Origin of the sequence: Streptomyces sp. NPDC051133 (assembly GCF_040682635.1) — a bacterium.
Lineage (GTDB): Bacteria > Actinomycetota > Actinomycetes > Streptomycetales > Streptomycetaceae > Streptomyces.
In genome coordinates this window covers 25666-39260 of the sequence record NZ_JBFBBK010000005.1, presented here as the reverse complement: position 1 = coordinate 39260, position 13595 = coordinate 25666, and the positions used below count along the sequence as shown (strand labels likewise).

At 73.2% G+C, this 13595-nt stretch carries 13 protein-coding genes and 1 tRNA gene; 10 read left to right on the top strand and 4 right to left on the bottom strand.

From position 1 onward, the window contains the following. Positions 1-47: 47 nt before the first annotated feature. Positions 48-713 (top strand): bifunctional DNA primase/polymerase, encoded by a 666-nt coding sequence (locus AB0N17_RS07780; protein WP_366010262.1) that lies wholly within the window; start codon positions 48-50, stop codon positions 711-713. 55 nt (positions 714-768) lie between these two features. Beyond that, a complete protein-coding gene (locus tag AB0N17_RS07775) occupies positions 769-1368 on the top strand; it encodes a hypothetical protein (protein ID WP_366010261.1) in 600 nt (199 codons plus the stop codon). A 278-nt stretch (positions 1369-1646) separates the two neighbouring features. Here the strand turns inward: AB0N17_RS07775 and AB0N17_RS07770 are convergent, their stop codons facing one another. The 3 genes from AB0N17_RS07770 to AB0N17_RS07760 all read right to left on the bottom strand — a co-directional run bounded on the left by AB0N17_RS07770 (position 1647) and on the right by AB0N17_RS07760 (position 4477). Continuing rightward, positions 1647-2612, bottom strand: a complete 966-nt coding sequence (locus tag AB0N17_RS07770) for a DUF5926 family protein (RefSeq protein WP_366010260.1) — start codon at positions 2610-2612, stop codon at positions 1647-1649. 223 nt (positions 2613-2835) lie between these two features. After that, positions 2836-3474 carry an ATP-binding protein gene (locus tag AB0N17_RS07765; RefSeq protein WP_366010259.1) on the bottom strand — a complete coding sequence of 213 codons (639 nt, stop codon included), beginning with the start codon at positions 3472-3474 and terminating at the stop codon, positions 2836-2838. Positions 3475-3646: 172 nt separating this feature from the next. Further along, a complete protein-coding gene (locus AB0N17_RS07760) occupies positions 3647-4477 on the bottom strand; it encodes a glycerophosphodiester phosphodiesterase (protein ID WP_366010258.1) in 831 nt (276 codons plus the stop codon). Positions 4478-4793: 316 nt separating this feature from the next. Between AB0N17_RS07760 and AB0N17_RS07755 the strand changes: the two genes are divergently transcribed. Both AB0N17_RS07755 and AB0N17_RS07750 read left to right on the top strand, forming a co-directional pair. Beyond that, complete coding sequence (locus tag AB0N17_RS07755; RefSeq protein ID WP_366010256.1) at positions 4794-6281, top strand: trypsin-like peptidase domain-containing protein; 1488 nt, start codon at positions 4794-4796, stop codon at positions 6279-6281. A gap of 174 nt (positions 6282-6455) precedes the next feature. After that, positions 6456-6540: transfer RNA gene (locus AB0N17_RS07750), tRNA-Ser, on the top strand. Positions 6541-6760: 220 nt separating this feature from the next. Here AB0N17_RS07750 and AB0N17_RS07745 read toward each other — a convergent pair. Then, complete coding sequence (locus AB0N17_RS07745; RefSeq protein ID WP_366010255.1) at positions 6761-7633, bottom strand: bifunctional DNA primase/polymerase; 873 nt, start codon at positions 7631-7633, stop codon at positions 6761-6763. A 360-nt stretch (positions 7634-7993) separates the two neighbouring features. On the opposite strand from AB0N17_RS07745, the gene AB0N17_RS07740 reads away from it, so the two are divergent. From AB0N17_RS07740 to AB0N17_RS07715, 6 genes are all read left to right on the top strand, one after another. Further along, positions 7994-8305: a hypothetical protein gene (locus tag AB0N17_RS07740; protein ID WP_366010254.1), complete on the top strand. Its 312-nt coding sequence runs from the start codon at positions 7994-7996 to the stop codon at positions 8303-8305. A 223-nt stretch (positions 8306-8528) separates the two neighbouring features. Next, positions 8529-9689 (top strand): acyl-CoA dehydrogenase family protein, encoded by a 1161-nt coding sequence (locus tag AB0N17_RS07735; RefSeq protein ID WP_366010253.1) that lies wholly within the window; start codon positions 8529-8531, stop codon positions 9687-9689. After that, entirely contained in the window at positions 9686-10618 is a 933-nt protein-coding gene (locus AB0N17_RS07730; protein ID WP_366010252.1) for a bifunctional MaoC family dehydratase N-terminal/OB-fold nucleic acid binding domain-containing protein, read from the top strand. The genes AB0N17_RS07735 and AB0N17_RS07730 overlap by 4 nt, the downstream gene beginning before the upstream one ends. Before the next feature lies 1 nt (position 10619). After that, the gene (locus tag AB0N17_RS07725; RefSeq protein WP_366010251.1) at positions 10620-11813 is read left to right on the top strand and encodes an acyl-CoA dehydrogenase family protein; all 1194 of its coding nucleotides are present in this window, start codon (positions 10620-10622) and stop codon (positions 11811-11813) included. Positions 11814-11816: 3 nt separating this feature from the next. Continuing rightward, positions 11817-12275, top strand: a complete 459-nt coding sequence (locus AB0N17_RS07720) for a MaoC family dehydratase (RefSeq protein WP_366010250.1) — start codon at positions 11817-11819, stop codon at positions 12273-12275. Beyond that, entirely contained in the window at positions 12272-13438 is a 1167-nt protein-coding gene (locus AB0N17_RS07715) for a lipid-transfer protein (protein ID WP_366010249.1), read from the top strand. The genes AB0N17_RS07720 and AB0N17_RS07715 overlap by 4 nt, the downstream gene beginning before the upstream one ends. The last annotated feature ends 157 nt before the right edge of the window (positions 13439-13595 follow it).

Below are 13595 nucleotides of genomic sequence, written 5' to 3'. Positions count from 1 at the left end.
GTGGACCACGGTGTTGCCAGCGGTGCAACGGAAAGGAACGAGCGCTCATGCGCGAGATCCCCGGAAGGCGACGCAGGCTCCTGTCCCGGCGGACCGACGGGAGGCCTGAGCTGATCGACGCGGCCCTGACCTTCGCGACCGAATGGCAATGGCCCGTTCTCCCCGGGGTGGCCCCGGACCCGCAGGGCCGGGCCCGCTGCGCCTGCCCAGACCCGGAGTGCACGGTGCCCGGTGCGCACCCCTTCGACCCCGGCCTGCTCGCGGCCACCACCGACGCCCGCATGGTCCGCTGGTGGTGGACCAACCGGCCGGCCGCGCCGATCGTCCTCGCCACCGGCCGGACGGCGCCCTGCGCGGTCAGCCTGCCGGCACTCGCCGCCTCCCGCGCCCTCGCCCTGCTCGACCGGCGCGGCATGCGCCTCGGCCCGGTGATCGCCTCGCCGGCCCGCTGGGCGCTGCTGGTGAAGCCGTACTCCATGGAGCAGTTGGGCGAGCTGCTGTACGCCAAGGACTTCGTCCCCGGCTCGCTGCGCTTCCACGGCGAGGGCGGCTATCTCGCCCTGCCCCCGTCCGAGACCGGCCAGGGCGCCGTCCGCTGGGAGCGGGCCCCGCTGCCCGGCTCTGCCTCGCCCTGGGTGCCGGACGTGGAGGCCGTGGTGGACGCCGTGGTCGACGCCCTCACTCGTACGGGTGTGAGCGCGCCCGAGTTGTAGGGGTGTCGGGCGCGGCCGGGGCGGCCGGAGCCCCGTCGCTCGTTATCTTCCGCACATGGTGCGAATCTCTGGGCGGCACGGCGAGCGAGCGCCGCTGCACGGCCGGCCGGACTCCCGAACGCTGCGTCTGCTCGCCCTCGTGGGCGGCGTGACGGCCGCCGTCGTGCTGCCGTTCGCCGTGGCGTCCGCCGGACAGGTGGGCGAAGCGGCCCGCCACGCGGTGGCCGGGGCGCCGCAGGACGCCGCACGGAGCCCGCGGCACCAGGACGCCAAGGATCCCTCCGCCGCCCCCAGCCGGTCCGCCGGGCTGCTGGGCATCGGCCTGGCCACCGCCGCCCGGTGCGGGCCGGAACTGACCTCGCCCGACGGCATCGAGGCACAGACCTGTGTGCTGACGCAGGGCGCGGACACCTGGGCGCGCACCTACTACCGCAACGCCACCGGCGAGTCGCTGGACTCCGTGCTCAGCCTGATGGGCCCGGGCGGCCACACCGTGCAGATGCGCTGCGCCACGGGCGCCGACGACGAGCCCGCCACCTGTGAGACGCCCCGCGAGCACAGCAGGGGCGGACCGGGGGCCTACACGGCCGTCACCGAGTTCTCCGGGCGCGGGACCGACGGCGCGCTGCTGCTGCGCTCGGGCAGCAACTCCTAGCGACGCGGAAACTCCCGCCACCGGCGGGGCGATCGACACACCGCGGCACGGTGTACACGGATGCGCATATGGAAAGACCCGGTTGCTGGCGACGGGGGATGCACCAGCAACCGGGCTACTCGAACCGTAACAAGAGATCGGCGGTTCGCAAATTCGATCCGGGTCATTCGGCCATCGATTTCCCTGTCACGACGGGGAGTTGTGACAGGAGTCACCCGCTGGTGCGCGTCACGCCTCGACTGACCGGCCGGTCAGTCGAGGCGCTCGCGCACACGGCCTCAGCTCAGGGTGACCTGCCGGTTGGTCAGCCCGCCGCGCGCCCGGCGCTCCTCCGGCGTGAGCGGCTCGGTGGCCGCGAGGGCCGCGGCGAGGCGCTCGGCGAACTCGGCCGCCGGCTTCTCCACGTCCTCCGCCGTGACCCCGCTCGGCAGGTCCCACACCGGCACGGTGAGCCCGTGAGCACGGAAGGAGCCCACGAGCCGGGTGCCCTCGCCGAGGCTCGAACGGCCCGCCGCGTGCAGCCGCGCGAGAGCGTCCAGAAGCTGCTCCTCCGCGTGCGGCATCACCCAGCGCAGATGGTTCTTCTCCGGAGTCTCGCACCAGTACGCGGCGTCGACGCCGGACAGCCGCACCGTCGGGATGGCCGCGGCGTTGGCCCGCTCCAGGGAGGCGGCCACCTCCGGGGTGGCGTTCTCCGCGTCCGGCACCCAGAACTCGAAGCCGCTGTGCACGGCCGGCTCGAACGCCGCCTCGGCATCGAGCAGGTCCTGCAGCCGCGGACCGTCGGCGGGGGCACGGCGGCCCTGCACCGGCGTGCCGGGCTCCGCCCGCAGCGCGCGCCCGAGGGTGTCGGCGAGGTCGCGGCTGATGTCGCCCGACGCCGTGTCGTTCTGCAGGCCGAGCAGGACCGAACCGTCGTCGCGGCGCAGCGCGGGCCAGGCCATCGGCAGCACCGTGGCGAGCGTGACCGACGGGACGCCCTCGGGCAGGCCCTCCTTCAGGGCCAGCTCGACCGTCGCGGCCGGAACCAGCTCACGGAGCGCCACCCAGTCGCACTCGCCCGGCAGCCCCTCGAACGGGCGCTGCACCAGCTCGGTCACCGCGTGCGCCGCGGCCCGGCCGTGGCACGCCTTGTAGCGCCGGCCGCTGCCGCAGGGACAGGGCTCGCGGGCGCCGACCACCGGGATCTCACCGTCCGTGAGCTGTGGCGGCTTGGCCTTCGTCTGGGGTCGCTTCTTGGCCATCGTGGGTGTCTCCCGGTTACGGCTCGTCTCGTACGGCGGGAGCCTAGCCGTTCAGGCCATGACCGGCGGGAACCTGTGGACAACGCACGTCTGCTCGACACCACAGGTGTGAACCTGTGGACAACTCCGTCACCCCTCGCGGTCCGGACGCGCACTCCGTGATCCGGGGCTGCTTCGGGGCTGCTCCGGGGCCGTTCCGGGCGTGCGCCCCGGTGCCGTGCCGTCAGTCCAGGTCCTCGAACGCGTCCGCGAAGTCCAGCTCCGCCAGGGCCGGCAGCGCCGAGGCCGTGACGCGCGTAGCGAAACCGTCGCGGCGGCACCCCGCATCGGGATCGTGAACGTCCGCGTGGACCACCACCCAGACCGTCACCTCGCCCCGGACGTCGTCCCGGACACCCCAGTCGTCGGCGAGCGCGGTGATGATGTTCAGCCCCCGGCCGCCGTGCGCGGTCACCGACGGGGTGGCCGGAGCCGGGCGGGTCGGGCCGCCGCCGTCCGTGACCTCGACGATGAGCCGGCCGCGCGGGTCGACCCGCCACGCGGCACGCACGTCACCGTCCCCGGCCAGTGCGTCGCCCAGGGGCCGCCCGTGCTTGCAGGCGTTGCTCAAAAGCTCCGAAAGGATCAGTACGGCGTCGTCGACGACCGCGTCGGCCACACCACCGCTGCGCAGCTGCGCCCGCATCCGGTGCCGCGCCTTCCCCACGCCCGCAGGGCCATGGGGTACGGCCATGCTCGACGACGTGGGCACCTCCTGTGCCACCACCAACGCCACCCCCGAGACCTCCTTCGCCCCACGCCACGGTGTGGATGCCCCCTTGGCCTGTACCGGAAACCGGCCAATCCCCTTCCGGTGACGCATTCGGCAAGGCCCTGCACGGAGCGAACGCGCCGGTGCACACCCTGTGACGAGAAGCTCTTTTCCCTGGTCGTCGTGTGGCGGGATGTCAGTGGCTGTGGCTGATAACGGAGGTAAACAGGACGCCCGCAACCGGGTCAAGACCGGTGCGCGGGTCTTTACCGGCCTCTTGAGGTCACACCCGTCCCAGTTGGCGCAGCACCGCGCGCGGACGGTTGGTGATGATGGCGTCGATGCCCAGCTCGACGCAGAGGTCGACGTCCTCCGGCTCGTTCACGGTCCACACATGGACCTGGTGGCCGGCCTTCTTCAGCCGCTCCACATAGCCGGGGTGGTTGCGCACGATGCGGATCGAGGGGCCCGCGATGCGTACCCCCGCGGGCAGCCGCCCGTCGCGCAGCCGGGGCGAGACGAACTGCAGCAGATAGACCGTCGGCAGCGTGGGCGAGGCGGCACGCACGCGGTGCAGCGACCGCGCCGAGAAACTCATGATCCGCACCGGCGACTCGGCGGGCGAGGCCGGCGCGTCCAGACCGAAGCGCTTCAGCAGCTGAAGCAGCCGGTCCTCCACCTGACCGGCCCAGCGCGTGGGGTGCTTGGTCTCGATGGCCAGCTCCACCCGCCGCCCGGAGTCCGCCACCAGCTCCAGCAGCCGCTCCAGAGTGAGCACCGAGGTCTCCTCGCGGTCCTCCGGCCGGTGCTCCCAGTCGGGCTCCTCGTCCCGCCCGCGCCATGCCTCCCGGCTCTTCCAGGAGCCGAAGTCGAGCGCGGTGAGATCGGCCAGCTCCAGCGCCGAGACGGCCCCGCGGCCGTTGGAGGTACGGTTCACCCGCCGGTCGTGGACGCAGACCAGATGGCCGTCCGCGGTCAGCCGCACGTCGCACTCGAGGGCGTCGGCGCCGTCCTCGATCGCCTTGCGGTAGGCGGCCAGGGTGTGTTCGGGCGCGTCCTCGGAGGCGCCCCGGTGGGCGACGACCTGGACGGAGCGCTGTGGTGCTTGGGTCACCGCGTCATGGTGCCACCGTCGCGGGGTACGCGTGGCGGCGCATACGCGTCCGAGGGGCGAACGGACACACACACCCTGACCATTTATGTAACTTTTGCCCGTAAGGTCCCAAGTAAAGGGTGGCCCTGGACCCACAGCCACCGCTTATGGTGCTCTGACGGCCCGTGGGAAAAGCTGACTGCATACAACGGGAACGACAGGACCATGCACCGCTGCACCGCGACGGGCACACGACGAGTGTGACCGCCCCTGCCGAGCGTGACCGAGTGTGACCGAAGCGACCGAGGACAACAGCCGTGGATCGAGGAGTAGAGCTGTGAGCACCGAGAACGAGGGCAACGCGGTACCCCCGGCCCCGTCCGCACCTCCCGTGCCGGTGGCCTCTCCCGCTGGCTCCCCGCAGGGCTCCGCACCCGACGGCGCCGAACCGACGGCGCCGCTGCCGCCCGTGCCCCATGACGCACCCACCGTGTCCGGCGCCGCCCAGCCCGCCGGACCGGCCCCCGCCGGCTCCTGGCCGCCTCCCCCGCCCGCCACCCCGTCCTACGGCGACGGCGCCTCCTACGGCGACGGCGCCTCCTACGGCGACGGGACCCCCGGTCCCGGTGGGCCCGTCGGTCCCGGTGGCGCGGGTGGCGGCTGGGGAGCGTCGTACCAGCAGCCCGCCCCCAAGCCGCGGGGCGGACGCGGCGGACTCGTCGCGGCCGTCCTCGTGGCCGCGCTGGTCGCGGGCGGCCTCGGCGGCGGCCTCGGCTACACGCTGGCCCGGGACCACGACGATCAGGGCTCCACCACCGTCTCCGCCTCCGACAGCGGCGCCGCCCAGATCAAGCGCGCCCCCGGCACGATCGCCAACGTGGCCTCCAGGGCACTGCCCAGCACGGTCACCATCGAGGCCGAGAGCACCAACGGCGAGGGCGGCACCGGCACCGGCTTCGTCTTCGACAAGCAGGGCCACATCGTCACCAACAACCACGTGGTGGCCGACGCGGTGAACGGCGGCAAGCTCACCGCCACCTTCCCCGACGGCAGGAAGTACGACGCCGAGATCGTCGGCCACGCGCAGGGCTACGACGTCGCCGTCATCAAGCTCAAGAACGCCCCGTCCGACCTCAAGCCGCTCGCCCTCGGCGACTCCGACAAGGTGGCCGTCGGCGACGAGACCATCGCCATCGGCGCCCCCTTCGGCCTGTCCAACACGGTGACCACGGGCATCATCAGCGCCAAGAACCGCCCCGTGGCCTCCAGCGACGGCAGCTCCACCAGCAAGGCGTCCTACATGAGCGCCCTGCAGACCGACGCGTCCATCAACCCCGGCAACTCCGGCGGCCCGCTGCTGGACGCCGCCGGCGCGGTCATCGGCATCAACTCGGCGATCCAGTCGACCAGCAGCAGCGGCGGCTTCGGCGGCTCCGGCCAGTCCGGCTCCATCGGCCTGGGCTTCGCCATCCCGGTCAACCAGGCCAAGTACGTCGCCCAGCAGCTGATCAAGAACGGCAAGCCGGTGTACGCCAAGATCGGTGCCTCCGTCTCCCTGGAGGACTCGACCGACGGCGCGAAGATCACCGACCAGGGCACGGGCGGCTCCGCCGCGGTCGAGTCGGGCGGCCCGGCCGACAAGGCGGGCCTCAAGCCCGGGGACACGATCACCAAGCTCGACGACATGGTGATCGACAGCGGCCCGACCCTCATCGGCGACATCTGGACCCACAAGCCCGGCGACAAGGTGACGGTCACCTACAAGCGAGGCGGCCAGGAACACACGACGGAGCTGACGCTGGGCTCCAGGGTCGGCGACAGCTGACCCGGACGACCGGTACACGTGGGGGTGTCTCTCGGGGAGAGGCGCCCCCACCTCCGTAGCCCGGGTCCCGACCCTCCCGGCAGGCCCGGTGTCGCCGCTCTACGGCCCACACCACCCGCCGCCTCCCCGATCCCGGTACGCTGTACCCGCTCCGCCCCAGGTGGGTGGGGGCCAGGTGGGTTGCCCGAGCGGCCTAAGGGAACGGTCTTGAAAACCGTCGTGGCGCGAGTCACCGTGGGTTCAAATCCCACACCCACCGCGTGAGTTCACAAGGGGCGCCTCCGGTATGGGCCGGGGCGCCCCTTCCGTTGTCCCGGTGTTCTGCCCCGGCGTCACACCTCGTCGTTCCGGGCCAAGTCCTCCCAGGCCGGCGAGCGCAGTCCGGCGTCCGCTTTCTCGCCGGACGCCACCTGTGGGCCGGAACCAGATGACCCTGAGGGTGGGGGGCACCAGGTGGACGGGGTTTCACAGGGTGAGTTCTACGGGTGGTGCCCCGTCATCCGTGCTGCCGAGGCGATCGTCGCGCGGGCTTCCTGTTCGGACAGGCCCGTGTGGAGGGCGGCCTCGGTGAGGGGGGTGGCCAGGGTGGGGCCGATGCCGTTCTCGTAGGCGCGGCAGGCCGCCCAGAACAGGCGGGTGTTGCGCTGGCCCTCGTGGGCCGAGAGGACGAACTGGACCAGGCCGCGGCCGTGGTCGCCGGGGGTCGGCGGGGTCGGGTGCGGGGTGCGGGGCGGTGGGAGCAGCAGGCGGAGGAGGGAGGACGGGCAGGGGGCGGGGGGCAGGTGTGCGGTGCCGGGGGCGGCGGTGTAGACGCCGTGGTCGGTGCGGGAGCCGGGGCCGACGAGGTAGCCGCCGGCGCCCCGGATGTCGATGCCGGGGGCGAGCCGGCCGGCCGAGTTCGGTACGACGGTGTCGGGCGGTCCGGTCAGCCACAGGTGCCGGCCTCCGCTCGGGGTGAGCACGACGACCGTCTCGGGGATCGTGAACAGGTGGCGCAGGGCCAGTTCACGCAGGGCGGCCGAGGAGTCGGTGCCGGTCTTGGTGTCCAGGTCGACGCCGATCAGGTGGTACGGGGGCAGTCCGCAGGCGATGCCGTAGCCGGTGGCCCAGGGGGCCGCGGCGAACAGCTCGCGGATGCGGACGGGGTCGGCCGAGGCGTCGTAGACGCCGTGGCCGAGGCGGCCGCAGGCGCCGTGGCAGCGTGGTCCGGCCGGTTCGGGGTCGTCGTGGTGGGGGGAGCGCAGGGCCGGGAGTTTCGTCCGGGACAGGGGGATGACGGCCAGGCCGCGTTCGGCGGCTGAGAGGGCGTGCGCGAGGGCCAGTGTCGTGGCCTGCCGGTCGGTGGTGGCCATGACTCCATGTTCGTATGTGCGTTCGAAAAAGGGAAGGGGGGTCCGTGGCGACGCGCCGGGGCGAGGGGTCCTGGCCTGGGTGTACGCCGGAACGATTCCCCGCTTGTGCTGCTTGGGGAGTGATCGTCCGAACTCATCCCGTGACGGGATCAAAGGTGGCGAAACAGGTTTATCGACTTGTCCTCACGCTTGCGTGCGAATCGCGGCTTCCGGGGTGGTTCGCCGGGGATTCGGTGGGCAACTCTGGTTGCGCGACGTCGTCCACGACAGTCGAGGCGGCCGGCCAACCGCCCTGACACCAGCCGTAGTTCACGTACCTCCGGCCCTCGGGCCGCAGAGTGCATGGTTCTGGAGGAACACATGGCAAGTATCCGTACCGCCCGCGTTCTCGCCGCCGTCTCCGCTCTCCCGCTCGCAGCCGCCCTCTTCGCCGGCATCGCCTCCGCGGACAACGGCGCCATCGCGGGCGACGGATCGAACGCGGGTGTGGCATCCGTCGTCGGCAGCGGGGTCGGCCACAACAACAACGGCAACTCGGCCACCACGAACCAGAACGCGGTCGGCTCCGGCGCCTCGAACCAGAGCAATACCGCGCAGGTCAACGGCTCCGCGTTCACGGCCGTCCAGCAGGGCAACGAGAACGTCGCCGTCCACTTCACCCGCCTCTGGTGAGCCGTGGGCGAGGCCCCTTGTGGTGAGGGGTCTCGCGGGGTGTGCTTCGGGGTCGTAAGGCGTCTGCGCGGCGGTGCTTCGGTGCCGCCGCGCAGACGTGTGCGCGGGCACCTTGACACCCTCCGGTATCTGACGGACAGTCAGAAACCGTGTCAGGTTCAGAGCATCACGTTCCTGTCGGGCGCCCGCCCGTCCAGCGACGTCCGAGGCCGGGAGGCCCGCCGTGCACCTCGCCCCCACCGAGCGGCAGCAGCACCTGCGCACCCGGCTCCGCGCCTACTTCCGGGCGCTGACTGCCGAGCACAGCGGCACCGACGACCCCCGCGCCCTGCTGCGCCGCATCGGCGCGGACGGCTGGCTGGGACTCGGCTGGCCGGTCGAGTACGGCGGCCAGGGGCGGGGCGCGGACGAGCAGTTCGTGTTCTTCGACGAGGCGTACCGGGCCGGCGCCCCGATCTCCATGGTCACGCTCAACACGGTCGGCCCCACCCTCATGAAGTACGGCAGCGAGCGGCAGAAGGCCCACTTCCTGCCTCGCATCCTCAGTGGCGAGCTGGTCTTCGCGATCGGCTACACCGAGCCCTGTGCCGGCACCGACCTCGCCTCGCTGCGCACCCGCGCCGTACGGGACGGCGACGGCTGGCGGATCGACGGGCAGAAGGTCTTCACCTCCGGCGCCCAGCACGCCGACTGGATCTGGCTCGCCTGCCGCACCGACCCGGACGCTCCCCGGCACCGGGGCATCTCCGTCCTCCTCGTCCCGACCGACGCGCCGGGGTTCTCCTGGACGCCGATCGAGACCGTGGGCGGGCAGACCACGACGGCCACCTACTACGACGGCGTCCGCGTCCCCGCCGGGAACCTGGTCGGCGCCGAGAACGAGGGCTGGCGGCTCATCACCGGCCAGCTCAACCACGAGCGGGTCGCGCTCGCCGCCATCGGCATGCAGGCCGAGGACTTCCTCGCGGCCGTGCTGACCGCCGCCCGTACACCCGACCGGGTGACCGGGCGGCGCCGGATCGACGAGCCGTGGGTACGGGAGCGGCTGGCCGAGGCGCATGCCCGGCTGGCGGCGACGCGCCTGCTCAACTGGCGTCTGGTCGCGGACGTGGGGGCGGGCCGGCTCGGCCCCGGCGACGCGAGCGGCGTGAAGTTCGCGGGAACCGAATCGGCGGTCGCGGTGTACCGGACGTGCCAGCACGTGCTCGGGACGGACGGGCTGGCGGGGCTGGTCCGTGCCGGGTCGCCGGGCGTGTTCGGGGACGGCGAGCTGGAGCGGCTGAACAGAGCGGCCCAGATCAACACGTTCGGGGGCGGGGTGAGCGAGGTGCAGCGGGAGATCGTCGCGCAGACGCGGCTCGGGATGGCGAGGGGGCGGCGGTGAGCGCGGTGCCGGGAGAGCGGGACGCGCTGACGGCGCGGCTCAAGGCCTACGAGGGCCGGCCCGCCGCCGTCGGCGGGGTGGGCAAGGACCCGGTGAACGCGCCGATGATCCGGCACTGGTGCGAGGCGATGGGCGACACCGACCCGGCCTACGCGGGCCCGGACGCCGTCGCCCCGCCCACGATGCTCCAGGTCTGGACGATGGGCGGACTCTCCGGCCACGAGGGCCGCACGGGCGCCTACGACGAACTGCTCGGTCTCCTGGACGAGTCGGGCTGTACGGCGGTGGTCGCCACCGACTGCGAGCAGGAGTACCCGCGGCCGCTGCGGCCGGGCGACGAGATCACCTTCGACGCGGTGATCGAGTCCGTCTCCGACCGCAAGACCACGAAGCTCGGCACGGGGTACTTCGTGACCACCCGCATGGACGTACGGGTGGCCGGTGAGGTCGCGGGCACCCACCGCTTCCGCATCCTCAAGTACGCTCCGGCCCACGCGAAACCCCCGGCCCGCCGCCCCCGGCGCCCCCGTCCGGTGGTCAACCGGGACAACGCCGGCTTCTGGCAGGGCGTGGCCGAGCACACCCTCCTCATCCAGCGCTGCACGGCCTGCGGCACGCTGCGCCACCCCTGGCTGCCGGGCTGCAACGCCTGCGGCGGCCTGGACTGGGACACGGTCGAGGCGAGCGGCGAGGGCACCGTCCATTCGTACGTGGTGATGCACCACCCGCCCTTCCCGGCCTTCGACCCGCCCTACGCGGTCGGCCTGGTCGAACTGGCCGAGGGCGTGCGGATGGTGAGCACCGTGGTGGGGGTGCCGTACGACAAGGTCCGCATCGGCCTGCCGGTCCGGGTGGAGTTCCGGACCTGTGAGGACGAGGAGGGCGCCCTCGTCCTGCCGGTCTTCCGCGTCGTCGAGGGGGAGGGCTGACATGGACTTCACGCCCACCGAGGCGCAGGCCGAGGCCCGGGACCTGGCCGCGCGCATCTTCGGCGACCTCGCCACCCACGAGCGGCTGAGGGCGGCCGGCACCGGCAGCGACCCCGAGCTGTGGAAGGCCCTGTGCGCGGCGGGCCTGATCGGCGCGGTGGCCGACCTGGGCCTGCTCGGCCTGGTGCTGCTCCTGGAGGAGCAGGGGCGTACGACGGCCCAGGTGCCCTGTGCGGCGAGCTGTGTCTACGGCCTGCTGGCGGTCGCCGCCCACGGCAGCGCCGAGCAGCGGGCCCGGCTGCTCCCGGCGATCGAGGACGGCTCGGCGGTGGTCGCCGGGGCGTTTCCGGCGCAGGGGGGTGTGCGGGTCTCGGCACCGGTCGTGGCGGACGGCTGGGCACCGGCTGTGGAGGACGGCTGGGCATCGGCTGTGGAGGACGGCTCGGCACCGGTCGTGGCGGACGGCTGGGCACCGGCTGTGGAGGACGGCTCGGCCGGGGGCGCCGGGGCGTCTACGGCGCAGGGGGGTGTGCGGGGCTCCGGGCCGGCCCGGTTGACCGGCACCGTTCCCGTCGTGCCCTGGCTGCGGGACGCCACGCATGTGCTGGTCGCCGACCCCGGACAACGGCTGTGGCTGGTCGCGGTCGGCGAGGGCACCGGGATCGTCCCGGTGGAGCTGACGGCTCCCTGGTCCGCGGCCCGGCTCACCCTGGACCGGGCACCGGCGGAGCCCCTGGGCGGCCCCGAGGCCTACGCGGACGTCCTCGCCACCGCCCGCACCGCCTTCGCCGGGCTGCAGGCCGGGGTGTGCGCGGGGTCGCTGGCACGGGCGGTGGCGCATGTCGGCGCCCGGGAGCAGTTCGGGCGTCCGCTCGGTACCCGGCAGGCCGTCCAACTCCGGGCCGCGGACGCCTATATGGACACCGAGGCGATCCGGGTGACGGCGTACGAGGCGGCCTGGCGGCGGGACGCGGGGATGCCGTACGCCACGCACGCGCTGACCGCGGCCTGGTGGGCGTCCGAGGCGGGACAGCGGGTGGTGCACACCGGCCAGCATCTGCACGGAGGCACGGGGGCCGACCTCGACCACCCCGTGCACCGGCACTTCCTGTGGGGCCGGCAGCTGGACGCCTATCTGGGTTGCGGGGCCGAAGTGCTGCAGGAGCTGGGGGAGCTGATCGCGAGTGGGGAGTGAAACATGACGACGGCATCGAGGGGGGCGCCGGCGGCGGGCACGGAGCTGCCCCCGCTGGAGATCCCCATCACCCGCACACTGATCGTGGCCGGGGCCATCGCCTCCCGGGACTACCAGGACGTGCACCATGACGCGGAGTCGGCCCGGCAGAAGGGCTCGCCGGACGTCTTCATGAACATCCTGACGACGAACGGCCTGGTCGGCAGGTACATCACCGACCGCCTGGGGCCGGGGGCGGTGCTCCGGAAGGTCGCCATCAGGCTGGGGGCACCCAACCACCCGGGGGACACGATGGTGCTGACCGGCAGGATCGAGCAGGTCGACGGCGACACGGCGACGGTCCGGGTGACCGGCGCCAACGGCCTCGGCCACCACGTGACCGGCACGGTCACGGTCACCCTCCCGGCACGGGCCGAGCCCGCGGGCCCGGCGCAGGCCCCCGCCGAGGAGGCCGCGTCATGAGCCTGCGCAGCGCCGACCGGCTCGGCGGGCGGGCGGCGATCGCCGGGATCGGCGCCACCGAGTTCTCCAAGGACTCCGGGCGCAGTGAGCTGCGGCTGGCGGTGGAGGCGGTGCGGGCCGCGCTGGACGACGCGGGGCTGACACCGGCGGACGTGGACGGGATGGTGACGTTCACGATGGACACCAACCCGGAGATCACGGTGGCCCAGGCCTGCGGGATGGGGGAGCTGTCCTTCTTCTCCCGGGTCCACTACGGCGGCGGCGCGGCCTGTGCGACCGTCCTGCAGGCGGCGCTTGCGGTGGCGACGGGCATGGCGGAGGTGGTCGTCTGCTACCGCGCCTTCAACGAGCGGTCGGGCCGCAGATTCGGCGCGGGGGTGCAGCACCGGGAGCCGTCGGCGGAGGGCGTGGCGCTCGGCTGGGTGCTGCCGTCCGGACTGCTCACCCCGGCATCCTGGGTGGCGATGGCGGCGCAGCGGTATCTGCACGCGTACGGGCTGACTCCGGAGGCGTTCGGGCACGTGGCCGTGGTGGACCGCACGTACGCGGCGACCAACCCGGCGGCCTACTTCCACGGCCGTCCGATCACCCTCGCCGACCACGCCGCGTCCCGCTGGATCGTGGAGCCGCTCAGACTGCTGGACTGCTGCCAGGAGACCGACGGCGGACAGGCGCTCGTCGTCACCTCGCCGGAGCGTGCCCGGAACCTGCCGCATCCGCCGGCGGTGATCGCGGCGGCCGCCCAGGGGGCCGGCCGGGGGCAGGAGCAGATGACCGGCTTCTACCGGGACGACCTGTCCGGGCTGCCGGAAACGGGCGTGGTGGCCCGCCAGGTGTGGCGCACTTCCGGGCTCGGCCCGTCCGACATCGACGTGGGGATCCTGTACGACCACTTCACCCCGTTCGTGCTGATGCAGCTGGAGGAGTTCGGGTTCTGCGGCAAGGGGGAGGCGGCGGACTTCGTGGCCGAGGAGAGGCTGCCGATCAACACCCACGGGGGGCAGCTGGGGGAGGCGTACCTCCACGGGATGAACGGCATCGCGGAGGCGGTCCGCCAGCTGCGGGGCACGGCGGCGAACCAGATACCGGGCGCGTCCCGCACCCTGGTGACGGCCGGCACCGGGGTCCCGACCTCGGGGCTGATCCTGACGGCGGACGGCTGAGGGGGCCACGGACATCAGGGGCCCGGACCGCCGGGGCCGGACGGCCGTCCCCGTGGCCGGACCCCCGTCTCAGGGTCGACCCGCAGACGGAGTCGTCCCGCGGTCCACCTTCAGGAGGTGTAGCCAACCCCACCCCTACAACCTGAGGGGGACTCGT